General features: G+C 41.0%; 23 protein-coding genes. 16 read left to right on the plus strand and 7 right to left on the minus strand.

Features of this window, described 5'->3' with window-relative positions; all coding sequences use genetic code 11:
- Window positions 1-8 precede the first annotated feature (8 nt).
- From GR160_RS08965 to GR160_RS08990, 6 genes are all read left to right on the plus strand, one after another.
- The gene (locus GR160_RS08965; protein WP_160749521.1) at window positions 9-551 is read left to right on the plus strand and encodes an RNA polymerase sigma factor; all 543 of its coding nucleotides are present in this window, start codon (window positions 9-11) and stop codon (window positions 549-551) included.
- Window positions 548-2,434, plus strand: a complete 1,887-nt coding sequence (locus GR160_RS08970; RefSeq protein WP_160749522.1) for a PorT family protein — start codon at window positions 548-550, stop codon at window positions 2,432-2,434. The genes GR160_RS08965 and GR160_RS08970 overlap by 4 nt, the downstream gene beginning before the upstream one ends.
- 351 nt (window positions 2,435-2,785) lie before the next feature.
- Window positions 2,786-4,132 carry a rhodanese-related sulfurtransferase gene (locus tag GR160_RS08975; RefSeq protein WP_160749523.1) on the plus strand — a complete coding sequence of 449 codons (1,347 nt, stop codon included), beginning with the start codon at window positions 2,786-2,788 and terminating at the stop codon, window positions 4,130-4,132.
- Between the two features lie 15 nt (window positions 4,133-4,147).
- A complete protein-coding gene (locus tag GR160_RS08980) occupies window positions 4,148-4,984 on the plus strand; it encodes a DUF5694 domain-containing protein (protein ID WP_160749524.1) in 837 nt (278 codons plus the stop codon).
- A gap of 267 nt (window positions 4,985-5,251) precedes the next feature.
- On the plus strand, window positions 5,252-6,721 hold the full coding sequence (locus GR160_RS08985) for an amino acid permease (RefSeq protein WP_160749525.1): 1,470 nt from the start codon (window positions 5,252-5,254) through the stop codon (window positions 6,719-6,721).
- 111 nt (window positions 6,722-6,832) lie between these two features.
- Window positions 6,833-7,396 carry a 5-formyltetrahydrofolate cyclo-ligase gene (locus GR160_RS08990; RefSeq protein ID WP_160749526.1) on the plus strand — a complete coding sequence of 188 codons (564 nt, stop codon included), beginning with the start codon at window positions 6,833-6,835 and terminating at the stop codon, window positions 7,394-7,396.
- An 80-nt stretch (window positions 7,397-7,476) separates the two neighbouring features.
- On the opposite strand, the gene pyk is transcribed toward GR160_RS08990, so the two are convergent.
- The 5 genes from pyk to GR160_RS09015 all read right to left on the minus strand — a co-directional run bounded on the left by pyk (window position 7,477) and on the right by GR160_RS09015 (window position 11,967).
- Window positions 7,477-8,907, minus strand: coding sequence for a pyruvate kinase (gene pyk, locus GR160_RS08995; protein WP_160749527.1), 1,431 nt, complete (start codon window positions 8,905-8,907; stop codon window positions 7,477-7,479).
- Between the two features lie 4 nt (window positions 8,908-8,911).
- Window positions 8,912-9,391 (minus strand): IPExxxVDY family protein, encoded by a 480-nt coding sequence (locus tag GR160_RS09000; protein ID WP_160749528.1) that lies wholly within the window; start codon window positions 9,389-9,391, stop codon window positions 8,912-8,914.
- Window positions 9,392-9,508: 117 nt separating this feature from the next.
- A complete protein-coding gene (rnc, locus tag GR160_RS09005) occupies window positions 9,509-10,255 on the minus strand; it encodes a ribonuclease III (RefSeq protein WP_160749529.1) in 747 nt (248 codons plus the stop codon).
- Window positions 10,256-10,273: 18 nt separating this feature from the next.
- Window positions 10,274-11,527, minus strand: coding sequence for a beta-ketoacyl-ACP synthase II (fabF, locus tag GR160_RS09010; protein WP_160749530.1), 1,254 nt, complete (start codon window positions 11,525-11,527; stop codon window positions 10,274-10,276).
- Between the two features lie 203 nt (window positions 11,528-11,730).
- Window positions 11,731-11,967, minus strand: a complete 237-nt coding sequence (locus GR160_RS09015; protein WP_019037482.1) for an acyl carrier protein — start codon at window positions 11,965-11,967, stop codon at window positions 11,731-11,733.
- Between the two features lie 176 nt (window positions 11,968-12,143).
- On the opposite strand from GR160_RS09015, the gene GR160_RS09020 reads away from it, so the two are divergent.
- Together GR160_RS09020 and rnhA are read left to right on the plus strand one after the other, a co-directional pair.
- Window positions 12,144-12,713 (plus strand): phosphoribosylglycinamide formyltransferase, encoded by a 570-nt coding sequence (locus GR160_RS09020; protein ID WP_160749531.1) that lies wholly within the window; start codon window positions 12,144-12,146, stop codon window positions 12,711-12,713.
- Window positions 12,714-12,848: 135 nt separating this feature from the next.
- On the plus strand, window positions 12,849-13,325 hold the full coding sequence (gene rnhA / locus GR160_RS09025) for a ribonuclease HI (protein WP_160749532.1): 477 nt from the start codon (window positions 12,849-12,851) through the stop codon (window positions 13,323-13,325).
- A gap of 21 nt (window positions 13,326-13,346) precedes the next feature.
- On the opposite strand, the gene GR160_RS19495 is transcribed toward rnhA, so the two are convergent.
- Window positions 13,347-13,481: a hypothetical protein gene (locus tag GR160_RS19495; RefSeq protein WP_255478511.1), complete on the minus strand. Its 135-nt coding sequence runs from the start codon at window positions 13,479-13,481 to the stop codon at window positions 13,347-13,349.
- 145 nt (window positions 13,482-13,626) lie between these two features.
- The gene (locus tag GR160_RS09030) at window positions 13,627-14,058 is read right to left on the minus strand and encodes a UPF0158 family protein (protein WP_160749533.1); all 432 of its coding nucleotides are present in this window, start codon (window positions 14,056-14,058) and stop codon (window positions 13,627-13,629) included.
- 178 nt (window positions 14,059-14,236) lie between these two features.
- Between GR160_RS09030 and GR160_RS09035 the strand changes: the two genes are divergently transcribed.
- The 8 genes from GR160_RS09035 (at window position 14,237) to GR160_RS09070 (ending at window position 25,246) form a co-directional block, all read left to right on the plus strand.
- A complete protein-coding gene (locus tag GR160_RS09035; RefSeq protein WP_160749534.1) occupies window positions 14,237-15,169 on the plus strand; it encodes a PfkB family carbohydrate kinase in 933 nt (310 codons plus the stop codon).
- 65 nt (window positions 15,170-15,234) lie between these two features.
- The gene (locus GR160_RS09040; protein WP_160749535.1) at window positions 15,235-17,133 is read left to right on the plus strand and encodes an amidophosphoribosyltransferase; all 1,899 of its coding nucleotides are present in this window, start codon (window positions 15,235-15,237) and stop codon (window positions 17,131-17,133) included.
- Window positions 17,134-17,494: 361 nt separating this feature from the next.
- Window positions 17,495-17,980 carry a GbsR/MarR family transcriptional regulator gene (locus tag GR160_RS09045; protein ID WP_160749536.1) on the plus strand — a complete coding sequence of 162 codons (486 nt, stop codon included), beginning with the start codon at window positions 17,495-17,497 and terminating at the stop codon, window positions 17,978-17,980.
- 34 nt (window positions 17,981-18,014) lie between these two features.
- Window positions 18,015-19,178 (plus strand): efflux RND transporter periplasmic adaptor subunit, encoded by a 1,164-nt coding sequence (locus GR160_RS09050; protein WP_160749537.1) that lies wholly within the window; start codon window positions 18,015-18,017, stop codon window positions 19,176-19,178.
- Window positions 19,179-19,187: 9 nt separating this feature from the next.
- Window positions 19,188-22,337 carry an efflux RND transporter permease subunit gene (locus GR160_RS09055; protein ID WP_160749538.1) on the plus strand — a complete coding sequence of 1,050 codons (3,150 nt, stop codon included), beginning with the start codon at window positions 19,188-19,190 and terminating at the stop codon, window positions 22,335-22,337.
- Between the two features lie 11 nt (window positions 22,338-22,348).
- Window positions 22,349-23,767, plus strand: a complete 1,419-nt coding sequence (locus GR160_RS09060; RefSeq protein WP_160749539.1) for an efflux transporter outer membrane subunit — start codon at window positions 22,349-22,351, stop codon at window positions 23,765-23,767.
- A 179-nt stretch (window positions 23,768-23,946) separates the two neighbouring features.
- Window positions 23,947-24,402, plus strand: a complete 456-nt coding sequence (locus tag GR160_RS09065) for a hypothetical protein (RefSeq protein WP_160749540.1) — start codon at window positions 23,947-23,949, stop codon at window positions 24,400-24,402.
- A gap of 115 nt (window positions 24,403-24,517) precedes the next feature.
- Entirely contained in the window at window positions 24,518-25,246 is a 729-nt protein-coding gene (locus GR160_RS09070; RefSeq protein ID WP_160749541.1) for a hypothetical protein, read from the plus strand.
- Window positions 25,247-25,316 lie beyond the last annotated feature (70 nt).

A 25,316-nucleotide genomic window follows, 5' to 3' on the forward strand; every position in this document is an offset into this window, starting at 1 on the left:
GGAAACCATTGGGGTTAGAGCAGCTCATAAAAGAATGTCAGCAAAACAGCATAAAGGCGCAGGAGCAGCTATACCGGCTCTTAGCCCCAAAGCTGTTTGCCGTTTGCCTTAAGTATTCGCGCAACCGCGCCGATGCCGAAGACAATATGCAGGACGGCTTTTTGCTCATCTTCAATAAAATTGGGCAGTACCGCTTTCAGGGTTCTTTTGAGGGTTGGGCAAAGAGAGTAATGGTTAATAATGTACTGCAAAAGTACAGAACGCAGGGCATTTTTGAAATTGTGAGCGAAAATCTGCCCGAAGAGGCGGATGTAGAAATTGATGCAGATGAAGTGTCTATGGATTTCCTGATGCAGATAATACAGGAATTGCCCGACAGGTACAGGATGGTTTTTAACCTGTATGTGATAGACGGCTATTCGCACAAAGAAATTGCAGAGATGCTTAGTATTACAGACGGCACCTCGAAATCTAACCTTGCAAGGGCAAGGATGATACTTAAAGAAAAAATAGACTCCCGCCAGGGGAACACTATACCAACGGCAAAATGAGTGAGAAAAAGAACATAGACAGGCTTTTTCAGGAAAAGTTTAAAGACTTTGAAGCCACCCCGCCCGAATTTGTTTGGGATAATATAAAGGAGGCACTGGAAGAGAAAAAGAAAAGAAGGGTTATTCCGCTATGGCTAAGGCTTGGGGGTGTGGCTGCCGTATTGGTATTGGGCCTGTTAACAGGTATTTTTTACCTTAACGGATGGGATGGTGCACAACAGCAGGATCCGGCTATTACTACCGCGCCAAATAGCAATAATGAGCAATCGCCTCTACAAACCCTGCCAACCGATGTTAATACAAATACCCTTATTGATTCTGGCAAAAACCGTAAAAATCCGTCATCAGGAATAGATAAGAATGCTGTAGTTGTAAGCTCTAAAAATAATGACCAATTAAACCAAGTTCATAGTTCGCAAAAATCATCGGCTTCGGATAAAATTCAGAATAATACAGCACCAAAAACTATTAGCCCTAAAAACAATGCAATAGTAAACAACTCTAAAAACACGTATAATAACAACAGTGGTAAAACAGGAGCAAAACAAAACACACTGCTACCACCTGATAATAACACCATAGTAAACCGCAACAATCAAAAAGGTAAAGGCATTGCGCAACCCAATAATGCTGTGGCTAACAACAGTGCTATGCAAAACAATAACAGCAAGGATAATACTGTAAAAAGTGGCATTACTAATACCAATCGTATTGGGCAACCTAACACCGCTACCGCTGTAGCCGAAAACAACAATGTTTCTTCCAGAAATGATTCGGCAAACAAAAATAACTCGACTAATAGTGCTCCAGGCAACAATTCAACCACCAACAATAGTGCTTTCAATAAGAACAATAGCATAGCTAACAATAACAGTGCTACAAATAAAAATAATGCTGCACAGGGCAATACAAAAAATGGCATTGCTATAAACAGCAATACACAAAACAACAATTCTGTAGCAGAAAATCAGAAGGCTGAAAACAATGTCATCGATACCGATGCCACCATCATAGACAAAACAACTTCAATAGAAGATAAAGCAGTTGCTGAAACAACCGTAGACACCACGGCAACAGAACCCGAAAATGAACTTGAAAAATTATTAAGGGAAAAACAGGAAGACAAAGACAATAAAAAAGACAAGCAGCTTGCCGATAACAGCAACAAAAGCAGATGGAATGTAAAACCACAGGTAGCTCCTGTGTTTTACAACTCCATGTCGTCTAACGGGTCACCTATAGACGATCAGTTCGCAGGCAATACCAAAAGCTATGACAACAACCTCAGTATGGGCGTAGGGGTAAATTATGCCCTGACCGACAGAATAAACATACGTTCAGGCGTAAACACCGTAAACCTGAATTATGCCACAAAAGGCATTGAATTTTATGCTTCGCTAACGGGTCAAACCAATAATGTAGCGGCAAGAACATCCAGCGCCAACATTGTGGTACAGGATCAGGGCAGACCTAATGTACTGGAGGCTTTCTTTGCAGACAGGCTGCCTAACGAAACCTTTAGGGGCTCTATGATACAGCGAACGGGCTATGTAGAGGTTCCGGTAGAAATGTCGTATGCACTGCTCAATAAAAAATTCGGTATCGATATTATAGGCGGTGTAAGCACACTGTTCTTAAACCAAAATAACGTAAGCGTAATTTCTACACAGGGCTATAGTACCAATGTAGGTAAAGCGCAAAATCTTAACGATATACATTTTAGCACAAACCTTGGTGTTGGCTTTAAATACCGCTTCTTTAAATCGTTCGAAGCTAATTTTGAACCCATGTTCAAATACCAGGTAAATACCTTTAGCCGCGATGCAGGCAATTTTAAACCCTACTTTATAGGGCTTTACTCAGGCATTAGTTTTAGTTTTTAGGCTCTTTGTTGGTTAGGGCTTAAGTTAAGGTAAAAGCGCTCCAAAAAGGAGTGCTTTTATTTTTTGTATAATTATACCACATGACAATTTTTGGAATTTAAAGAATATCTGAAAGATAGGTTTACGAATCACGTAAAGATTTTTACTGGCGTGAATAACATTTAAATCAACTCAAACCGGAATTGAGGGTTCTCTCAGAATGTTCATTACAAATGAATTTACTCTTGGTTAACTTCAATAAACATTCTCACAGATTTGCCTCATTACCAAAAATTTCTACCTTTGCAGCGGTTCCGCCAATAGGAGCCAAACGACATATTTTATTTTTTTCTCACTTAAAACTGTGATAGCATGCAACTGTATAACACTTTAAGCGCAGAAGAAAGAACCGCCCTGATAGAAAATAGCGGTAAACAGCGCCTTACGCTGTCTTTCTATGCCTACGCGCACATTTTAGACCCTCAACAATTTCGCGATTCGCTTTTTATGGCCTGGAACCCACTTGAGGTTTTAGGACGAATTTATGTAGCTACCGAAGGTATCAATGCTCAACTTTCGCTGCCTGCCGATAACTTTTACACCTTTAAAGATCATCTGGACACCATTCCGTTCCTTAAAGACATCCGCCTGAATGTGGCTGTAGAGCAGGACGACCTTTCGTTCCTGAAACTTACCATTAAAGTGCGTAATAAAGTGGTGGCTGACGGACTGGACGATGCTTCTTTTGATGTTACCAACAAAGGCATACACCTTGGAGCCAAAGATTTTAACCAAATGCTGGAAGACCCTAACACCATTGTGGTAGACTTCCGTAACCATTATGAAAGCGAAATCGGGCATTTTCGTGGTGCGATAACACCCGATGTTGAAACGTTCAGGGAATCATTACCTATCATAGAAAACCAGCTTGCCGATTATAAAGAAGATAAAAACCTGCTGATGTATTGCACAGGCGGCATTCGTTGCGAAAAGGCTTCGGCATTCTTTAAGCACAAAGGCTTTAAAAATGTGTACCAGCTTGAGGGCGGTATTATAGAATATACCCGCCAGGTAAAAGCCGAAAATTTAGAGAGTAAATTTATAGGTAAAAACTTTGTATTTGATGCCCGCCTTGGCGAGCGCATTACCGATGATATTGTGGCGCAGTGCCACCAGTGTGGTAAACCATGCGACAACCACACCAACTGTGCTAACGAGGCCTGCCACCTGCTGTTTATTCAGTGCGATGATTGTAAAGAAGCCATGCACAACACCTGCTCTAACGAATGCCTTGAAATTATACAATTGCCCGAAGAAGAGCAAAAAGCGCTTAGGCGTGGTGTAAACAAAGGCAACATGATATTCCGTAAAGGAAAATCAGACAAGCTGCAGTTTAAAAAGAGCGGCGAACTGGGCGATATTGCCCTTGCTACGGCTCCAAAGGCAAAACGCAGCCGCATTCGCAAAACGCTTATTGGCAAAGGCGAGCACTATTTCCCTAAAGCACAGGTAGGCCAGTTTACTATAGAGCAGGGCGAACTTAAAGTGGGCGACCGCATTATAATCAGCGGGCCTACAACAGGAGAGCAACAGCTAACAGTTGATGTGTTGCGTGTAAACGGGCAGGAAGGCAACATTGCCAAAACCGGAGATAAAGTAACGTTTAACCTGCCATTCAGAATTAGGCTTTCAGACAAGCTTTATAAGATTATAGAATAAGGCCAACCATTATAAATGAAATTATTTTTTGCAATACTATTAAGTCTCGGTTCATGCTTATGCTTTAGCCAGGAAAAGATTAATGTTATATTAATTGGTACTTACCATTTTAACAACCCCGGTTTTGACAGAGGGAAAGTAATAGAAAGAGACATTTTAAACAAGAAAAATCAGGCTGCCCTGGAAGAAATTACAACTGCAATTGTAAAAAACCACCACCCTGATAAAGTTTTTGTAGAGTTTCCGTTTAATGAAAAAGAAGAACTCAATAAAAAGTATTTGTTGTATAAAGATGATAAGCCGTTTTATAAAGCCGACACTTTAAAAAGTGATTTTTTGAAGCGCATGTATGCAGAGAATGAAATATTTCAGTTTGGTTTTAGGTTAGCTAAAAAGGCCAATAACAGTGCCATATATTCTACAGATCATAATTTAGAACAACGTTATGATTTGCTTGGCGGCAAACTCGAAAACAGCAAACAAGTTAACGCTGAAACATTTCAGGGCAAAATGGCCGCCCTTAATAATTATATGAATAGCTGCATTGCAGAAACAGAACTTAAAGATGTTTTTAAGTGTTTAAATTCTGACGAACAGATGAGGCTTAATAAAGGTCTGTATGTTGCTACAATAAACAGGCTAAATGATGAGAATGAGTTTTTTGGTTCGGACTTTGTTGCAAGCTGGTACAAAAGAAATCTTATAATGTATGCCAACATACAAAATCAGGTTACTACAAAAGACAAAACCATAGTAGTAATTGTTGGAGCCGGACATGCAGCAATAATTCAGGATTTCATAAAGAACGATTACCGTTTTAATCTTTTGGATTTTAAGAAGGTAGTAAATTAATAGTTACACCTATCAACACAAACCTGCACCAATAAAGTGCAGGTTTTTTATTTTGAGGCTTTCGAACTGATCATTAAGTTTACAAACAGTTACTCAACTTACGTTTATAATCATTATGTGGCAATGAAAAAAACAGCGACAAAATTACTTACTGTTTATTTTTCAGCGAATTATAACAAATTAGTGCTACATAAATTAGTTAAAATTATTATAATATTGACAAAACCGCTATATTTGGGGCTTCTTAACAATAAATAAATAACATTTATGTCTATCTGGAGAAGAAAACCCTTACAAACACTGCTTGCAGAAGCAACCGAATCTGAGAAGAGTTTAAAAAGAACCCTTACAGCATGGTCGTTAGTTGCTTTAGGCATTGGTGCTATTATAGGTGCGGGCTTGTTTGTAAGAACCGCTACTGCTGCTGCAAACAACGCAGGTCCGTCGGTAACCATCGGGTTTATAGTTGCAGCCATTGGCTGTGCACTTGCGGGTTTATGTTATGCAGAACTTTCTTCCTCCATTCCAATTTCGGGTAGTGCTTATACCTATACCTATGCCACTATGGGCGAATTTTTAGCATGGATAATAGGCTGGGATCTTATCCTTGAATATGCAGTAGGTGCTGCAACAGTGGGCATTGCCTGGAGCGAATATCTCAACAACCTGCTGGTCTCGGTGCTGCATACAGACCCTATACCTTATGCTCTGTCTCACTCACCTTTTCAGGTATCTGCCACAGGAGAACACGGACTTATCAACCTCCCTGCCCTGTTTATAGTAGCAATTATAAGCCTGCTATTAATAAAAGGCACTCAGGAATCGGCATTTGTAAACGGCCTGATTGTTATTGTAAAAGTTGCCATCGTTATCCTTATAATTGTAATCGGCTGGCAGTTTATTAATCCTGTAAACCACGAACATTATATTCCTGCACCGGCCACTTATGTAGATGATGCAGGTGTAGACCATAGTTTTGGAGGTATAGCGGGTATTCTTGGTGCCGCAGGTACTGTTTTCTTTGCCTTTATTGGTTTTGATGCCGTGAGTACCGCAGCACAGGAAACTAAAAATCCTAAAAAAGATATGCCAATAGGTATATTGGGATCGCTTGCAATTTGTACTGTATTATATATTTTATTTGCCCACGTGCTAACAGGTGTAGCTACTGTAGAAGATTTTAGAACAACAGGTAAAGAAGCTTCTGTAGCGTTTGCCATAAACAAATATATGGCCGGGTATGGCTGGTTAGGCAATTTTGTAACTATAGCCATTCTTGCAGGTTTTTCATCTGTAATACTTGTAATGCTTTTAGGCCAGAGCCGTGTGTTCTATGCTATGGGTAAAGACGGCTTACTGCCATCATTCTTTAGCCACCTGCACCCTAAATTTCAGACGCCCTATAAAGCCAATCTTGTAATACTTGTAATAGTTGGCCTTTTTGCAGCGTTTATACCGGGCGATATTGTGGGCGACATGACCAGTATAGGCACCCTGTTTGCGTTTATATTAGTATGTATATCTGTAATAGTGCTTCGCAAAACAGAACCTAATATGGTTAGGGAATTTAAAACCCCTTTAGTGCCATTAGTGCCTCTATTAGGTGTAGCCGTTTGTCTTGCCATGATATATGGCCTTGGATGGCTAAACTGGCTACGACTTATAGGCTGGATGGCTATAGGCGTTATTATATATTTTGCCTACGGAAGCAGGAACAGTGTTCTTGGCAAAAAATAAGTTAACAACAATCACAAATATTTTTCTAAATCCCGATAGCTTTATGGCTTTCGGGATTTTTTATGGCCTGAAAAGCCACCTTATTTTATATTTGTATAAATACTACGGATAATGACAAAACAAGAACTGAGGCAAAAATATAAAGCAATGCGTAATGCGCTACCCATAGACCGTATTGAGGCAGGAAGCCTTGCTATTGCCAACCTTTTGCTGCAACTGGATATATGGGGCAAAACCTATTTCCATCTCTTTTTATCGATAGAAACACAAAAAGAGGTACATACAGATGTTATACTTAACATACTTGCAGGAAAAGATAAAGAGGTTATTGTATCCCGATCTGATTTTGACTGTTGCACAATGGTGCATTACCTGCTTACAGACAACACAAGACTTGTTATTAGCCCGTATGGCATTCCTGAACCCGTAGAAGGCATAGAAGTGCCCTCTAATAAAATGGATGTGGTATTTATACCCCTATTGGCTTTTGACACAAAAGGACACCGTGTAGGCTACGGAAAGGGCTTTTATGACCGTTTCCTTGAAGAGTGTAAACCTAATGTAATAAAAATAGGGTTATCGTTATTTGAAGCAGAAGAGAATGACATACCATACAACGACACAGATATCGCCCTAGATTACTGTATAACACCTAAAAACATATATAGGTTTTGATTGTGATAGGTAAAGCCAAAGCATAAAAAAAGCTGCCCATAACAGGCAGCTTTTACTATTAAAACGGATAAATAAAAAACTTATACGATCTCAGTTACCCTAAGAGTGTTAACCATACCGCGCTCTGTTACAGGCATTGCGGCAAGGTTAATAAGGATATCGCCTTTATCTGCAAAGCCTTTTTGCTGGGCAATTGCATTTACATCCTCTACAGTTTCATCTGTACTAAGCGATTTATCATAATAAAAAGCATTTACACCCCACAGAAGGCTCATTTGTGTAACGATCCTTTTGTTATCTGTAAACACCAATATATCTGCAGCAGGCCTCCAGGCTGATATCTGGAAAGCAGTATAGCCACTGTTTGTTAGCGTAACAATAGCTTTAGCCTTAATAACGTTTGCCATTTGTGCAGCGTGGTAACAAATAGATTTTGTTATAAAACGCTTAGTGCGCACCTGCGGCGTGTTTTGAGGCACTGTGATTAGCGGAGAATCTTCAACCGCCTGTATGATAGATGACATTTTTTCGATAACCTGTACCGGATACATACCTACAGATGTTTCACCAGAAAGCATTACCGCATCAGCACCATCCATTACAGAGTTAGCCACGTCGTTAACCTCTGCCCTTGTTGGTGTAAGACTTGTAATCATGGTTTCCATCATTTGTGTAGCCACAATTACAGGTATACGTGCAGTTTTAGCGCGGTTTATCAGTTTTTTCTGAATAAGCGGCACTTCCTGAGCAGGAACCTCAACACCAAGATCGCCACGCGCTACCATAAGGCCATCGCAAAAAGCAACAATTTTATCTATATTCTCTACAGCCTCAGGTTTTTCTATTTTAGCTACGATAGGAATTTTATAGTCGCAGTGCTGTGCAATAAGATCCTGAAGATCCTGAAGATCTCTTGGAGTACGCACAAACGATAATGCTAACCAGTCTACCCTTTCGCCAATGGCAAAAATGGCATCCCTGATATCTTTTTCAGTAAGAGCAGGTAACGATACTTTGGTATTAGGAAGGTTAACGCCTTTTTTAGATTTAAGCGGACCACCCTGTACTACCACAGTTTTAACCTCATCTACTTTATTGGTTTCTATAACTTCAAAAATAAGTTTACCGTCATCAAGAAGTATCCTTTCGCCCGGATTTACATCATTAGGGAATTGCTTGTAGTTCATGTACACCCTTTCGGCAGTACCTAAACTGTCTTCGGCAGTTTGGAAAGTAATAATGTCGCCTGGATTTACAACAATATCATCTTTCATTACACCTACACGAAGCTTAGGACCCTGCAGGTCGGCAAGTATAGAGGCGTTGTAGCCAAATTCTTCGTTAAGTCCCCTTATTATATCTATACGTTCTTTAACATCAGTATAATCGGCATGCGAAAAGTTTATCCTAAACACATTTACACCGGCTTCAATCATGTCTTTAATGACTTCCTTGGTGCTGCACGCAGGGCCTAACGTGGCTACAATTTTGGTTTTCTTTTTTGTCGGCATTCTCTTAAAAAATTAAGTTGTTTTTCGATTTTAGTTTATTGTGGTCTATTTTATAGGCTGTGGCAATATATTTTACTGCAAGCAATGCCCTGATCACATTTTCTTCGGTTTCTTCGTTATCCACTTTCAATATATAATCTACCCGCTTTAACTCGGGCAGAAAAAACACACTGGTGGTAACCCTGTATTCTCCTCCTGAGAATAGCGATGATTGGGCGTTTTCTGGTGCGCTTACAATACTGTTTTTATTTTGAATAAGGTTCCAGGCCACATCATTCTCTTCGTCTTCAAACAGGTACCTCGAAAAATAAGCCTTGCTCTCCTTTTGTATAAAACTTATATCGTTTGGGCATTTTTCAAGCCGTATCTCAAGTTCACGGTTTATAAAATATGCCAGGCGGTAATCTTCTAAAGACGAATGAATGGCGATCAATGAATAATCGACACTATCAAAGTCGTCTATCATTAATTTATGTACAGCCATAACACTTACATCCAAATAAGCTGTAAATATAACACTTATAACTTACATAGAATAGTCTTAAAATTAAGTTAACGCAAATTTTTTATCGAAAACGTTTGAGAAAATAACAATACGATTTTATTTTTTGTTAATTTTTTCCTGAAATGCAAAAAAAGCTCTCTGAGCCGCTTTTTCCTCAGCTTTCTTTTTAGATGTAGCACGGGCACGGGCTACTATTTCTCCATTGATTTTTAGTTTTACGCCAAAGTGTTTTTGCCCCTCTACGCCGTTGTCTTCATAAATTTCAAAAAGAAAACTTTTCTTTTCTTTTTGACACCATTCAATTACAAGGCTTTTGTAGCTTATAACCTTACCTTCAAGCTTTGGTATATCTACATAAGGAATAATAACTTTTTGCTGTATAAACTGCTCGCAATAGCTAAATCCACGGTCTAAATATATAGCGCCAATAAGCGCCTCAAAAAGGTTACCATGTATGTTCTCTCCAAAATGCTGCGCAGATACTTTGCTCTCTACCCATTTTATAAGGTTAAGATCGCGGCCAAGCTCATTAAGGTGCTCCCGGCTAACAATTTTAGAACGCATTTTTGTAAGGTAGCCTTCATCTCCAGTGGGCACCTCATTAAAAAGGTGCGCCGCAATTACGGAGCCCAACATGGCATCGCCCAGAAATTCCAGCCTTTCGTAGTTTACCGGATTTCCTTTTTCATCGGTCTTGTTAGATGACCTGTGCGTAAAAGCCCTGCGGTAATGATTTTCGTTTAAAGGCTCAAAACCCAGCACCGACTGCATTTCGGTAAAAAAAATCCCGCCTTCCTTTGGGGTATGGCGGGATTTAGAGAATATATTTTTAAAGAAACCCATATACAGTTGCTGTCAATTTTATTCTTCAAGCTTTTTAATAAGTACGCAGGCATTATGACCACCAAAACCAAACGTATTGCTCATTACCACTTTCATATCCCTTTTTTGGGCAGTGTTAAAGGTAAAGTTCAGTTTAGGGTCTATGTTTTCATCATCGGTAAAATGATTAATGGTTGGCGGCACTATACCATGCTTTAAAGAAAGTATGCACGATATGGTTTCTATCGCCCCGGCTGCACCAAGAAGGTGACCCGTCATAGACTTGGTAGAGTTTAGATTTAGTGTATAGGCATGTTCTCCAAATACTTCGAGTATTGCTTTACTCTCGGCAATATCGCCAAGTGGCGTGCTGGTTCCGTGCATGTTAACACCATCTACATCTTCTGGCTTAAGACCTGCATCTCTAAGACAGTTTATCATTACATTGCGGGCACCCAAACCTTCAGGGTGTGGGGCAGTAATGTGGTGTGCATCGGCACTCATGCCGCCACCGCCAATTTCGCAATATATTTTTGCACCACGCGCCACTGCGTGTTCATATTCTTCAAGTATAATAGTACCTGCACCCTCTCCTAGCACAAAACCATCGCGGTCTTTATCCATAGGGCGGCTTGCGGTTTCAGGACTGTCGTTTCGGGTAGAAAGCGCATGCAGGGCATTAAAACCACCCATACCTGCAATGGTTACAGCCGCCTCGCTGCCACCTGTAATAATTACATCGGCATGACCAAGACGAATGTAGTTAAACGCATCTATCATAGCATTTGTAGATGATGCACAGGCCGATACTGTTGTAAAGTTTGGCCCACGGAAACCGTAACGAATAGATATATGACCACCGGCAATATCGGCGATCATTTTAGGTATAAAGAACGGGTTAAACTTAGGCGTATTTTTGCTGTTCGTCCAGTTTATTACCTCTTCCTGAAAAGTTTCAAGACCTCCAATTCCGGAGCCCCATATAACGCCAACCCTGTCTTTGTCAAGAGTTTCAAAGTCAAAGGCGGCATCTTTTACGGCTTCGTCTGTAGCTACAACGGCATATTGCGCATAGCGGTCCATTTTGCGTGCTTCTTTGCGGTCTATAAAATCTTCAACGTTGAAATTTTTAACCTCGCACGCAAATTTGGTCTTAAAGTTTGTGGTGTCAAAATATGTAATCGGGGCAGCGCCGCTCACACCGTTTATAAGACCTTCCCAGTACTCCTGTACTGTGTTGCCTATGGGGGTTAGCGCTCCAAGTCCGGTAACCACAACTCTCCTTAATTTCATAAAGCTAATTTTATAGTTTTAAATAATAACAACAATACCCATGCAATTCTTTAAACAAAAGTAAGAAAACATGGGCAGCTGTATAGTATAAAGCCACAGGCTTTGCCCCCGGCATAGTATGTTTTTTTTGTACATGGCTGTAATACAGCCAATAAATAATAACATCCATGTAATTTTAAGGCTACATGGATGCTACATATTTATTATTTTTTTGCTTCTTCTATGTAAGAAATAGCCTGACCAACAGTAGAGATGTTTTCGGCCTGATCGTCTGGAATCTGAATATCAAATTCTTTCTCAAACTCCATTATAAGCTCAACAGTGTCTAGTGAATCAGCTCCTAAATCGTTAGTGAAGCTTGCCTCTGTTACAACTTCGTTTTCGTCAACACCTAATTTGTCTACGATAATCGCTTTTACTCTTGATGCAATGTCTGACATAATCTTTAATTTTAGAATTTAAATTGAACGGCAAAAATAAAAAACTTTATCTTAAAACCACTGTTTACCTAAAAAATGTGAGTACTAAAGTAAAAAATTAATTTTACATTAAAGTGAAAACAGCGTTATTTTGCAGGATATTATTCTTTTTTTTGCACTCTCAAAACTGTTTTTACATGAAAAATATAGTGCTTTTTGCATCGGGTGGAGGCTCAAATGCCGAACAAATAATGAGGTATTTCTTACAAAGTAATGCTGCAAAAGTGGTTTTAGTGCTAACTAACAACACAAATGCAGGCGTTTTGCAAAAGGCAGCACACTATAATATACCTAAATTGGCTTTTACAAAAGACGAACTTAACAATGGTTTTGTACTGCGCCATTTGCAAGCATTTAATCCTTCCTTAATTGTACTGGCGGGCTTCCTGCTAAAATTTCCGGCAGATATTATAGCCGCCTATCCCGGCAGGGTAATAAACATTCATCCGGCACTGCTGCCTGCCTATGGCGGAAAAGGCATGTATGGCATACATGTGCACCGTGCCGTGCTGGAAAATAAAGAAAGAGAAAGCGGCATTACCATACATTATGTAAACGACAATTATGATGAAGGCAACATCATTTTTCAGCAGGCGGTGGCAATTGAAGAGTGCCTTACAGCGGAAGAAGTTGCCCTAAAAGTACTGGCACTGGAGCATGAGCATTTTCCTGTTGTAATAGAACAGTTAGTTAATGGAACAATGTAGCAATTAGTTAATCCGGTTATTTGTGTATTTGGTTATTTGAAATTCGATTTTAAAATAAATATTTAGTTTTAAGGTAATTCAAGCACCAAATAACCAAATCCACAAATAGCCAAATAATAAAATCAACAATTAAAAATGCACACCGTACACATATATACTGATGGCGCAGCCAAGGGCAATCCCGGCCCCGGAGGCTATGGCGTGGTCATGGAGCTTGTAGGCCAAGCTTATCGAAAAGAGTTTTATGAAGGTTTTAGGCTTACTACTAACAACCGCATGGAACTCCTGGCTGTTATTGTAGGCTTAGAAAAGCTGCGAAACCCCGGCATGAGCGTGCTTGTAGTAAGCGACTCTAAATATGTGGTAGACTCGGTTACTAAAAACTGGGTGCTGGGATGGGAGAAAAAGGGTTTTGCCGGAAAGAAGAATCCCGACCTGTGGAAACGTTTTTTAAAAGTGTACCGCCTGCACAAGGTAGATTTTAAATGGATAAAAGGCCACAACAACCACCCGCAAAACGAGCGGTGCGATGAGTTGGCCGTAATGGCATCATTACAGCCTGTGCTTAATGTTGACGCCTATTATGAAGAGGTTGGCAGGTTTGACAAGTAGTTTTGTACAGCGGCAGTCTTTTTACAGTGCATGAATAATATACATAACCGCCATGCCAATTGCTACGGCAGGTACTACACTGGAAGCCAATATAATAAACGCCATTTTTGTAGAAATATCAGCTTTTTTTTCAGTCTTTTTAAATTGTGGCAGCATAATTTGATGTTTTAAAGTTCCTAATAAAGTTAATTAATCATTAATTGTAGTTGTGTTAATATAACGATATAGTTAGTCTAAAATTATGCCAATTTTAAATATTAACATTTGAGTTTCAAAATGTTATAAATGTATATCAATTTGACTAACGCTCATCCTGCACACGCTCTAAAATACTTCTAACCTCTTCTATAACCCACTCTGTAAGTTTTTGGTTGTTAAAGGCAAACCAATCGTTGCGAATTTCCGATTGCTCAATGTATTTTTTAAAATTCCTAAAAGGCTTTTCATCATCAAGTATATCCAGCAGTTCAGACTTACGCTTTCCGTCGGGCAGATCCAGTACAAAATCTTCCATAAAAATAAACTGGTCGCGAGATCCCGGCCTTTCAATCTCCCTATAGCTATAGCTGTTCTCGATCTTTTTATAAAGTTCCTCCCAGGGCTTTACATAATCTATACGGTCTTCATCGGGCACAAAAATAATTTCTCCGGTCTTAATGTGCAGGTAGCATTGCATGCCAATTTGAAGTTGTTCGACTATTTGCTGTATTTGCTGAGGTGTTAATTGAGACATATTATACCATATTTATAAAGAGTAAATATAGCAAAATAGCTTGTTTATCACTACTTATCAGGCTTGCCATATATTATATAAACATGCCTATCCTGCCATAACTTAAATTGATGGCACACATATTGCCGTTATAATAGTAAAGCACTATCTTTGCGGCTTCTAAAATTGACGCATTTTTATGAATAAATTACTCATTGTGGGTACTGTAGCTTTTGATGCTATAGAAACGCCTTTTGGCAAGACCGATAAAATATTGGGTGGCGCTGCTACTTATATTGGCCTTTCGGCTTCATTTTTTAATGTTAAGTCGGCTATAGTGTCGGTAGTAGGCGAAGACTTCCCTCAGGAATATCTTGACCTTCTAAGCAATAAAGGCATCGATATTTCGGCTATAGAAGTAGTTAAGGGTGGCAAAACCTTCTTTTGGAGCGGCCGCTACCATAACGACCTTAACAGCCGCGACACACTGGACACCCAATTAAACGTACTGGCCGATTTTGAGCCTAAAGTGCCTGAGAATTTTAAAGATGCCGATGTGGTAATGCTGGGCAACCTGCACCCAATTGTGCAAACAGGGGTTTTAAACCAACTTACAGAAAAACCAAAACTTGTAGTGCTGGACACTATGAACTTTTGGATGGACTGCGCATTGCCCGAACTTTTAGACGTTATTAAACGTGTAGACGTTATTACAGTAAACGACGAAGAAGCGCGCCAGCTAACCGGAGAATACAGCCTTGTAAAAGCGGCTGCAAAAATACACACCATGGGCCCTGCCTATGTGGTAATTAAAAAGGGAGAGCACGGTGCACTGCTTTTCCATGATAAAAAAGTGTTCTTTGCCCCTGCCCTTCCGTTAGAGGAGGTGTTCGATCCAACAGGTGCAGGCGATACTTTTGCAGGTGGCTTTACAGGCTACATTGCACAAAGCGAGAACCTGTCGTTCAAGAACATGAAAAACGCCATTATATATGGCTCCAACCTGGCATCGTTTTGCGTAGAGCAGTTTGGCACAGAACGCATGGAGCAACTGCAAAAAAGCGAAGTGCAGGAACGCTTGCAACAGTTTAAAATGCTAACCCAGTTCGACATAGTGCTGGAAGAAGAATAAGTAAAAATACTAAGGCCTCTTTGTGGGGCTTTTTTTAATATAACTACACACAACAAACAACTATTATGAGCGATGCAATAAAACACGAATGCGGTATTGCTTTGTTAAGGCTATTAAAGCCTTTGGAATATTATAAAGAAAAGTATGGTACAGCCTTTTATGGCATTCAAAAAATGTACCTGCTTATGGAAAAACAGCACAACCGCGGCCAGGACGGCGCAGGGTTTGCCAGCATAAAGCTGGATGTTAAACCCGGCCAGCGCTACATTAGCCGCGTGCGTTCTAACCAGCCACAACCCATACAGGACGTTTTTGCGCAAATAAACCAGCGCATTAACGAAGAGCTTACTAACAATCCTGAATATGCAGACAACGTTGAGTTGCAAAAAGACCAGATACCTTATTTAGGCGAGGTTTTTTTAGGCCACGTGCGCTATGGTACTTTCGGAAAGAACAGCATAGAGAGCGTTCACCCGTTTCTGCGCCAAAACAACTGGATGCACCGCAACCTTATTGTGGCAGGTAACTTTAACATGACTAATGTTAAAGAGCTTTTTGACAGCCTTGTAGAATTAGGGCAGCACCCTAAAGAACTTGCCGACACTGTTACGGTAATGGAAAAAATTGGCCATTTCCTTGACGACGAGGTTAGCGACCTGTATCAGGTATGTAAATATGAAGGATACAATAAACAGGAAGCATCGGCAGTAATATCCGAGAGGCTTAATGTTGCGCGCATACTTAAGCGTGCCTCTAAACAATGGGATGGTGGCTATGCCATGGCCGGCATGTTTGGCCACGGCGACTCATTTGTTTTTAGAGATCCGGCCGGTATTCGCCCTGCATACTACTATCAGGACGATGAAATTGCCGTAGTAGCATCAGAGCGTCCTGTAATACAAACTGTATTTAATGTAGATTTTGATGATGTAAAGGAGCTTGAGCCAGGCAATGCCATAATCATCAAAAAAAGCGGAGGCATATCGATACACGAAATTATACCTCCGGTAACTAAAAAAGCCTGTTCGTTTGAACGTATTTATTTTTCGCGCGGAAGCGATGCAGAGATATACCAGGAGCGCAAAGACCTTGGTAAATTAGTATTGCCACAGGTACTTGAAGCCATAGACAGCGATACTGACAATGCTGTTTTCTCGTACATTCCTAACACTGCCGAAACATCATTTTATGGTATGGTAGAGGCTGCACAGGACTTCTTGAACCAGCGTAAGAACAAACACATTTTAGAACACCGAAACACCCTTACCGAAACTACACTGGAAGAGTTGTTAAAGGTTAAGATACGTACTGAGAAGATTGCCATTAAAGACGCCAAGCTGCGTACTTTTATTACTGAAGACAGCAGCCGCGACGACCTTGTGGCACATGTATATGATGTTACTTATGGGGTTATTAAACCACAGGACAACCTTGTTATTATAGACGACTCTATTGTGCGAGGCACCACGCTAAAAATGAGCATCATTAAAATGATGGACAGGTTAAACCCTAAGCGCATTGTAGTGGTATCGTCGGCACCGCAAATAAGGTATCCTGACTGTTATGGAATAGATATGGCCAAGCTGGAAGGTTTGGTGGCCTTTCAGGCAGCACTGGCTTTATTGAAAGAACGCGGATTGGAGCACATAATACACGATGTATATAATAAGTGTAAAGCACAGGAAAACCTGCCCGACAGCGAGGTGATAAACCACGTTGTGGAATTCTATGCACCGTTTACCGATCAGGAAATATCAGACAAAATTGCACAGATGCTAACCACTAAAGATATTAAGGCTGAAGTTAAGATTATCTTCCAGACAGTAGAGAACCTGCACATTGCCTGCCCTAAAAACTTAGGAGACTGGTATTTTACAGGAGACTATCCTACTCCTGGCGGAAACCGTGTGGTAAACAAAGCCTTTATTAATTTTTATGAAGGTAATGATGCCCGTGCATATTAAGTAAAAACCCTTAAACGATTATTTGCGTTATTGAACGAAAAAAATTGCAGGGCACGCATAATACCTATATTTTTACCCAAAATAGCATTAGTAAAATTTAATTTTACGGTATTTTTGGGGGCCAAAAAAGGGGAAACTGTACAGTTTCCCCTTTTTTATTTCCAGATATATTTCATTGTTAAACAATAATTTGCAATAAAAACAGTATCTTTATTCGGGTTAAGGTTTTTATCACAACTACATCTCCGCCAAATTAAACCACTTTAATTTCTTAACAAAACTTTAACTGTAATTTGGTTCGGACACAACCGAACTAACCGAACTAACTTTGTATATTTGCCCAAATTTTCATCTTGAAGCAATGGAAGATTTAGCAAAAGAACGCGAAGAACTGATAGAGATGTTTGGCGTACACTTTGAGAGTGTGCACCACCTCCCTCCTTTGGGTTCGCGCATACTTGCCACGCTTATACTGGATTCGGGCTCACGCAAGTATTCGTTTGACGACCTTGTAGAGATAATGGGAGCAAGTAAAAGTTCGGTATCTACCAACCTTAGCCTCTTGGTCAAGTTAGGTAAACTAACCTACTACACCCTGCCGGGAGACCGTAAAAAATACTATCGCCCATCTCAGTTTAGCGAACGTTTTGACAACTACATGCGCATGATAGCTTTTGAAAAAGAAATTATGGAACGCATGGTAACCTACCGCCAGCAAACCGCTACCTGTGCCGACGATAAAGAACTTGAGAAAACGCTGGCCTATAAAGAGCACATACTGCAAATGGAAGCACTGCTTATCAATACTATCCAGAAGTTTAAAGACCTCGAAAGTAAATCTAAATAATCATCATCTTTTTAAATACAATAGAACAAACAGAATGAGAAACAAGTCGTTTTTAGGCGCAATGGCCGCCATTATAATGCTTAGCGCATGCGGTAAAAAAGAGGAAGCCCCGCAACAGGCTGCGGCTGCCCCGGTACCCTTCCCTGTACAAACGGTTACTAAACAGGATGCCACCGTATTTGAAGAATATACCGCTAACCTTGAAGGCCGCCAAAATGTAGAGATACGCCCAAAGGTTACAGGATTTATTACCAAAATATTTGTAGATGAAGGACAAACAGTGAGAAAAGGCCAAATACTTTTTAAACTGGAAACCCAAACCCAAAATCAGGATGCTGCTGCTGCAAAAGCTGCTGTTAATGCTGCTCAGGTAGAAGTTAACAGACTTGCACCGCTTGTAGAACGTAAAATTATAAGCAATGTGCAGCTTGAAACTGCCAAAGCAAACCTTGCACAGGTACAGGCAAACTACCAGGCCATAGCTACAAACATTGGCTTTGGTACCATTACCTCTCCGGTAGATGGTGTTATTGGCAGCCTTCCGTTAAAAGAGGGGGCACTGGTAAGTCCAACATCTGAGGTTGCATTGACCACAGTGAGCGACACAAGGGTAATGCGCGCTTACTTTGCTCTTAACGAGAAGCAAATGCTAAACTTTAGTAAGACCTTTAAAGGTGCTACGCTAGAGCAAAAACTAAAAAACACACCTGCTGTTACTTTACTATTGGTTGATGGTAGCGAGTATGACCAGAAAGGTCGCATAGAAGCCGTTACAGGTCTTGTAAATGCAACAACGGGTACAAGCCAGTTCAGGGCAGAATTCAAAAATCCGCAGGCAATTTTAAGGAGTGGCAGCAATGGCATAATCCGTTTGCCAATTAACTATAACAATGCCATAGTGGTACCGCAAAATGCAGTGTTTGAACTACAGGGCAAGCAAATGCTTTATGTGGTTGATAAAGATGGTACTGTAAAATCTAAAGTAATAACCACAAGAACTACATCGGGTACCGACTTTATTGTTGAGGAAGGGCTGGAAGAAGGCGAAGTTATTGTGGTTGAAGGGGCTTCTAAACTTAAAGACGGTATGAAGATCATTCCGCAGGAAGCTAAAAAAGAGCAGCCTGCCGATGCACCTATTCAGGACACTGTTGCCAGCTCTGTGAGCAAAACTAAAACCGTTACTACCAAAAAATAAAACTGAGAAATGCTTAAAACGTTTATAGAAAGGCCGGTACTCTCTACCGTAATTTCGATATTGATAACCATTCTGGGTATCCTGGGGCTGCTGTCGCTGCCTGTAGAGCAGTATCCGGAAATTGCACCTCCTACCGTGCAGGTAACAGCAACCTTTACAGGTGCCAATGCCGAGACCGTACTTAACAGTGTTGTAATTCCGCTTGAGGAAGAGATCAACGGTGTAGAGGGCATGACCTACATGACCAGTAGTGCCGCCAACGACGGTACGGCCAACATTACCGTTTACTTTGAATTGGGCGAAGATCCGGACATTGCTGCGGTAAACGTACAAAACAGGGTATCGCGCGCTACGCCAAAACTTCCTGCTGCCGTTGTGGCCACGGGTGTAACTACAGTTAAAAGGCAGGCAAGTTCGCTAATGTTCCTGTCTATGTACTCTAACAACCCGCAATATGACGGTACATTTGTACAAAACTATGCCAAGATAAACCTTGTGCCTAAACTACAGCGTATTAAAGGTGTGGGCCAGGTAAACGTGTTTGGTAGTAAAGACTACTCTATGCGTATTTGGATAGACCCTGAAAAAATGGCTACCTATCAGCTTACCCCTGCCGATATACAGGCTGCACTTAACGAACAGAACGTTGAGGCCGCGCCGGGTAAATTTGGTGAAAACGCCAAAGGTATTTATGAATATGTAATTAAATACAAAGGACGTTTATCTAAAATACAGGATTATGAAAAGATAGTGGTTAAGGCCACAGGCAATGGAAACTTTGTAAAACTGGGCGATGTTGCAACAGTAGAGCTTGGCGCCTTTAGTTACGGCTCTAACAATATGGGTATGGGCAAAGAAGGTGTTGCCATGGGTATATTCCAAACATCAGGATCAAATGCCCAGGATATTATTGAAGAGGCTAACAAAATCATGGAAGATGCCAAAAAGAACTTTCCTGAAGGCATCGATTATGTGGTGCCATTTAGTACCAAAACGTTCCTTGATGCATCCATCCATAAAGTAATTTCTACTTTAATCGAAGCCTTTATACTGGTATTTGTGGTGGTTTTCCTGTTCCTTCAGGATTTCCGCTCTACGCTAATCCCGGCCATTGCAGTTCCGGTGGCCATTGTAGGTACGTTCTTCTTCCTTTCAATGTTTGGATTCTCAATCAACATGCTTACGCTTTTTGCGATGATCCTTGCCATTGGTATTGTGGTCGATGACGCCATTGTGGTTGTAGAGGCGGTGCACGCCAAACTCGACGAAGGCGAAAAAGACCCCAAAAAGGCAACCCTAAGCGCCATGAGCGAAATTACTGGTGCCATCGTTTCGATTACCCTGGTAATGTCGGCGGTATTTATCCCGGTATCGTTCCTAAAAGGGCCATCGGGTGTATTCTACCAACAGTTTGCCGTAACGCTTGCCATATCAATTGTAATATCGGCAGTAAATGCATTAACGCTGAGCCCGGCATTGTGTGCGCTGTTCCTTAAGCCGCATGACGACCACGACCACAAAAAGAAAAACCTTAAAGACCGTTTCTTTACAGCGTTTAATACAGGCTTCGATGCCATGAACAGTAAATATGTGGGCTCGCTGCGCAGGCTTGCCCCACGCAAATGGATAACCGTGGTTATACTGCTTGTATTTAGCGGCATTACTTACTGGTTGTTTGTTACTACGCCATCGGGCTTTATTCCAAGTGAAGACCGTGGGGTAATCATGGCCGATATTACCATGCCTCCGGGAACAACGCTGGAAAAAACACAGCTTACTGTAAACAAGCTTGACTCAGTACTGCAGTCTATGCCTTTAGTTGAGGCAAGGATGAGTGTTGTGGGCTTTAGTTTGCTTAACAGCGTAAACGGTGGTTCGTATGCTTTCTGTGTAATTAAATTAAAAGACTGGAAAGACCGTACCGAAGAAAACCAAACAGTGCAGGCTGTTACAGGCGAGCTTTTTGCCCGCACGGCCGGATTTAAAGATGCACGACTGCTGTTCTTCTCGCCACCAAGCGTACCCGGTTTGGGTAGTGCCGATGGTTTCGAGTTCAAAATTCAGGATACCGGAGAAGACGACTGGGCAACGGTGAGTAAAGTGAGTAACGAGTTTCTCGCCGAGCTTAACAAACGCCCAGAGATACAGTATGCGCAAACCAACTTTAACCCTTCGTTCCCGCAATATCAAATGGATGTGAACATCGAGAGGGCTAAAGATGCAGGTGTATCGCTTACAAATATTTTCAACACCATGCAGGGTTATTATGGCGGATTATATACCACCGACTTTAACCGTTTTGGTAAGCAGTTCCGTGTAATGATACAGGCACAGCCGGACCAAAGGGCAGACGAAAACTCTATAAACAAAATATATGTGCGTAACAATGCAGGCCAAATGGTTGCCATAAGCCAGTTTATAGACTTTAAACGAATTTATGGCCCTGAGGCTGTAGCACGTTTCAACCTCTATAAGGCTGTAAACGTAAACGGTGCTGCCAAGCCGGGATACAGCTCCGGAGATGCCATTAAGGCTATACAGGAAGTTGCCGCACAGCACCTGCCAAAATCATACAGCTATGAGTTTAGTGGTATGACCCGCGAAGAAATTATTGCAGGAAGCCAGGCTGCAGGCGTGTTCCTTTTAAGTTTGATATTTGTGTACTTCCTGCTTAGTGCGCAGTACGAAAGCTACATTATTCCGCTTGCGGTAATCCTTTCGCTGCCTGTGGGTATTGCCGGAGCCATTGGCTTTGTAAAACTCGCCGGGCTGGAAAACAATATTTACTTCCAGGTAGCACTCATCATGCTTATTGGTCTCCTTGCCAAGAATGCCATCCTTATTGTAGAGTTTGCCGTTCAGCGACGCAAGCATGGGCTAAGCATTGTAGATGCGGCTGTTGAGGGCGCACAGGCACGTTTAAGGCCAATCTTAATGACCTCTTTTGCCTTTATCCTTGGATTGATGCCGTTGGCACTATCTGCAGGGGTTGGTGCTGTGGGTAACCGCAGTATAGGTATGGCAGCCGTGGGTGGTATGCTTATAGGTACTGTATTTGGGGTATTTGTTATCCCAATATTGTACATCATATTCCAGGCATTGCAGGAAAAAATATCGGGCAAGCCTAAACAGGACCAAACAGAGAACGCTGTTGCTTAAACAAGTATAACATGAACGCAAAGAAATATAGAATAATTATACTGGCCGGAGCAGGCTTGCTGTTGCAATCGTGCTTTGTTGCCAAAGAATATAAAAGGCCCGATGTGAAGGCAGAAAACCTGTATCGCACAGAGGTACAGGTTCAGGACAGCACATCGCTGGCAGATATATCGTGGGATAAAATTTTTACAGATAACCTTTTACAGGGACACATTAAAAAAGGGCTTACCAATAATTTTGACATTCGCGTGGCGGTGCAAAATATTGTGGCTGCCGAGGCTTACCTGAAACAGGGTAAAGCAGGCTACCAGCCTACCTTTAACCTTGGTGCCGACTGGACACACCAGGAACTGTCTAACAACTCGCAGCTTGGCGCACTGTTTAGCCAGCAAACCGGTGGTGGAAGAGTGCGTGTAGACCAATACCAAATTACAGGCTCTTTGGCTTGGGAAGCCGATATTTGGGGCAAGATTCGCAGCAACAAACGTGCGCTTAATGCTACTTACCTGCAAACGGTTGCCGCCAAACAGGCTGTGCAAACGCAGTTGATATCGGATATTGCATCTACATATTACCAACTGCTTTCGTTAGACATGCAGCTTAAAATTGCAGACTCTACCCTTGTAAACCGAAATGAGAGTATAGAGGTAATACACGCACTTAAAGATGCAGGCAATGTAAATGAAGTTGCCGTTAAGCAAACCGAAGCTCAAAAATATGCCACCGAAATTATTATAGAAGACCTTAAGAACAGCATTGTGCTTATGGAAAACTATATGAACATACTTTTAGGCCAGGCTCCGGGTCCAATACAAAGATCGGCATTTGAAGACCAGCAATTAAATCCGGAAATTAAACTTGGTTTTAGTGCTTCACTGCTTCGCAACAGGCCCGATGTTATTGCCGCCGAATATGCTCTGGTAAACACCTTTGAGCTTACCAATGTAGCCCGTGCTAATTTTTATCCGGCGTTAAAAGTTACCGGCACAGGTGGTTTACAAACCATAGATATAGACAACCTTTTCAGTGCCAACTCGCTTTTTGCTAATGTAATCAGCGGATTAACGCAGCCGCTATTCAACCAAAGGCAAAACCGCACCCGCATGGAAGTTGCAAAGGCCAACCAGGAGGCAGCTTATGTGCAGTTTCAGCAGGCTGTGGTTAGCGCAAGCCGCGAGGTTAGCGATGCCCTTGCCAATTATAACAACGAAACTAAAAAAATTGGCATACGCGAACAGCAGGCTGATGCCCTTACTAAAGCTGCCGATTACAGCGACGAACTTTTAGAGTATGGCCTTGTTAACTATCTTGAAGTACTAACCGCAAAAGACAATGCGCTTAACACTCAGCTTAGTCTTGTAGACAACCGCTACCAACAATATTTAGCCATAGTAACCCTATACCGCGCACTTGGCGGGGGATGGAGGTAAAACCCATAATTAGAGTACTTTTCTCTTTAATTATTTTTTAGATTAATTGTTTGTTTTATGTAAACCACCCGTTGCAGGCAACTGCAGTGGGTGGTTTTGTTTTAAGTGTACTTTAACACACGTTCTATAACACATTACGTGGAATATTATAAAATCTAATCTGCGATTGTAAAGTAACTTTGCATATTACAGAATATGCATTTGGTTTGAATAAAAACGGCAACATAGTAGTACTTGACAACAGCAAAGACAATGCTGCGCTTATTGGTACAGCAATAAATGAGGCCGGGCATAAAAACAAAGTAGTATTGTTTGATGATGCCGAAGCAGCAGGCCATTACCTGCGTGAAAACCAAAAAGAAGTGTTTATGGTGCTGCAAAACAATGCTACACCTGCCATACAATTGCCAGACAGCCGGAATATGGTGTACATGAACGAAAAGTTTAAGAGCAATGCCATACCTTACATGTTCCTTGTACTAACCGAGCATGAAAAACCCACAGGCAGGCATACATTTATACACTGCTATTATAAAACAGATGAAATTACAGGATTGAGCGAAACCCTTACCAGTGTGGTAGATTTTTGGAAAGACCATGTTTTTCCGCCAAGGGTTAACTACTATCAGCAATAACAATTTTACATTTTTGGGAGAAAAGAAGGCCTCATACCGTAATGGTGGAGGCTTTTTTTGTTTGTGTTTTCAAATACTTTTGCCTATTTTCATTTTTTAAATTTCTACCCAAAGCATGAGATCATTTAGTACACTAATAGCTATTTTGAGTTGTATATTCCTGGTTAACTGTCAAAAAGACAAAAAAACCGAAGAAGATGCAGACGAACCGACAGATAGTAAAGTTCTTGTTTCTGAACTTGATACTTTTTATCTGGGCGGAAAAATTGTAAGGGTGGAAAAAATAAAAAAATCTGATTTTGATGAAGCAGATGCCCCTGTTGCAATAGATACTTCTGAAATAAATAATCTGGAAAGAGACAGCGAAATTGTGAAAAGAATAGGTGATACACTATTGTTTAAAACTGCTGCGAAAGAGGTTACATTGATCAATAACAATTCTGATACCGATGAATATGCCCGATATACTTATTATGGTTATAGAGAGGATATGGATCAGTTTGTTGTGTTTGGCGGCTTTTACGAATGGCATAACTATATTTTGGTAGATGCCCAAACCGGAGATCAAACCATATTGTGGGGACAACCCGAGGTGTCACCGAACGGAAAACTTATCGTATCAGGAAACAGCGATCTTACTGCCCAGTTTACAGATAACGGTCTGCAATTATATCAAAGCACTCATGCTCCTAAAGTATTAGGCGAAAAAATTCTTCAATCATGGGGACCTGAAAAAATTAAGTGGTATGATAACAATACCCTTTATATTAAAGCAAATGTTGTAGACGATAATTCGCCTGATTTAGAAACCACTACCCATTTTAAAGTTATTCTTGATTTATGACCAAAACTATGTTGATAATATTTTCTAAACTCAGTTAGATTATTTTCTTATAGTTTGTAATTTGCATCTC

The sequence above is a fragment of the Flavobacterium sp. Sd200 genome, from assembly GCF_009826935.1.
Classification (GTDB): Bacteria; Bacteroidota; Bacteroidia; order Flavobacteriales; family Flavobacteriaceae; genus Flavobacterium.

What these genes read in the sequence shown, in the direction of transcription:
- GR160_RS08970 (WP_160749522.1), top strand. Translation starts at nt 548, where the DNA reads ATGAGTGAGAAAAAGAACATAGACAGGCTTTTTCAGGAAAAGTTTAAA.
- GR160_RS08975 (WP_160749523.1), top strand. Translation starts at nt 2,786, where the DNA reads ATGCAACTGTATAACACTTTAAGCGCAGAAGAAAGAACCGCCCTGATA.
- GR160_RS08980 (WP_160749524.1), top strand. Translation starts at nt 4,148, where the DNA reads ATGAAATTATTTTTTGCAATACTATTAAGTCTCGGTTCATGCTTATGC.
- GR160_RS08985 (WP_160749525.1), top strand. Translation starts at nt 5,252, where the DNA reads ATGTCTATCTGGAGAAGAAAACCCTTACAAACACTGCTTGCAGAAGCA.
- GR160_RS08990 (WP_160749526.1), top strand. Translation starts at nt 6,833, where the DNA reads ATGACAAAACAAGAACTGAGGCAAAAATATAAAGCAATGCGTAATGCG.
- pyk (WP_160749527.1), bottom strand. Translation starts at nt 8,907, where the DNA reads ATGCCGACAAAAAAGAAAACCAAAATTGTAGCCACGTTAGGCCCTGCG.
- GR160_RS09000 (WP_160749528.1), bottom strand. Translation starts at nt 9,391, where the DNA reads ATGGCTGTACATAAATTAATGATAGACGACTTTGATAGTGTCGATTAT.
- rnc (WP_160749529.1), bottom strand. Translation starts at nt 10,255, where the DNA reads ATGGGTTTCTTTAAAAATATATTCTCTAAATCCCGCCATACCCCAAAG.
- fabF (WP_160749530.1), bottom strand. Translation starts at nt 11,527, where the DNA reads ATGAAATTAAGGAGAGTTGTGGTTACCGGACTTGGAGCGCTAACCCCC.
- GR160_RS09015 (WP_019037482.1), bottom strand. Translation starts at nt 11,967, where the DNA reads ATGTCAGACATTGCATCAAGAGTAAAAGCGATTATCGTAGACAAATTA.
- GR160_RS09020 (WP_160749531.1), top strand. Translation starts at nt 12,144, where the DNA reads ATGAAAAATATAGTGCTTTTTGCATCGGGTGGAGGCTCAAATGCCGAA.
- rnhA (WP_160749532.1), top strand. Translation starts at nt 12,849, where the DNA reads ATGCACACCGTACACATATATACTGATGGCGCAGCCAAGGGCAATCCC.
- GR160_RS19495 (WP_255478511.1), bottom strand. Translation starts at nt 13,481, where the DNA reads ATGCTGCCACAATTTAAAAAGACTGAAAAAAAAGCTGATATTTCTACA.
- GR160_RS09030 (WP_160749533.1), bottom strand. Translation starts at nt 14,058, where the DNA reads ATGTCTCAATTAACACCTCAGCAAATACAGCAAATAGTCGAACAACTT.
- GR160_RS09035 (WP_160749534.1), top strand. Translation starts at nt 14,237, where the DNA reads ATGAATAAATTACTCATTGTGGGTACTGTAGCTTTTGATGCTATAGAA.
- GR160_RS09040 (WP_160749535.1), top strand. Translation starts at nt 15,235, where the DNA reads ATGAGCGATGCAATAAAACACGAATGCGGTATTGCTTTGTTAAGGCTA.
- GR160_RS09045 (WP_160749536.1), top strand. Translation starts at nt 17,495, where the DNA reads ATGGAAGATTTAGCAAAAGAACGCGAAGAACTGATAGAGATGTTTGGC.
- GR160_RS09050 (WP_160749537.1), top strand. Translation starts at nt 18,015, where the DNA reads ATGAGAAACAAGTCGTTTTTAGGCGCAATGGCCGCCATTATAATGCTT.
- GR160_RS09055 (WP_160749538.1), top strand. Translation starts at nt 19,188, where the DNA reads ATGCTTAAAACGTTTATAGAAAGGCCGGTACTCTCTACCGTAATTTCG.
- GR160_RS09060 (WP_160749539.1), top strand. Translation starts at nt 22,349, where the DNA reads ATGAACGCAAAGAAATATAGAATAATTATACTGGCCGGAGCAGGCTTG.
- GR160_RS09070 (WP_160749541.1), top strand. Translation starts at nt 24,518, where the DNA reads ATGAGATCATTTAGTACACTAATAGCTATTTTGAGTTGTATATTCCTG.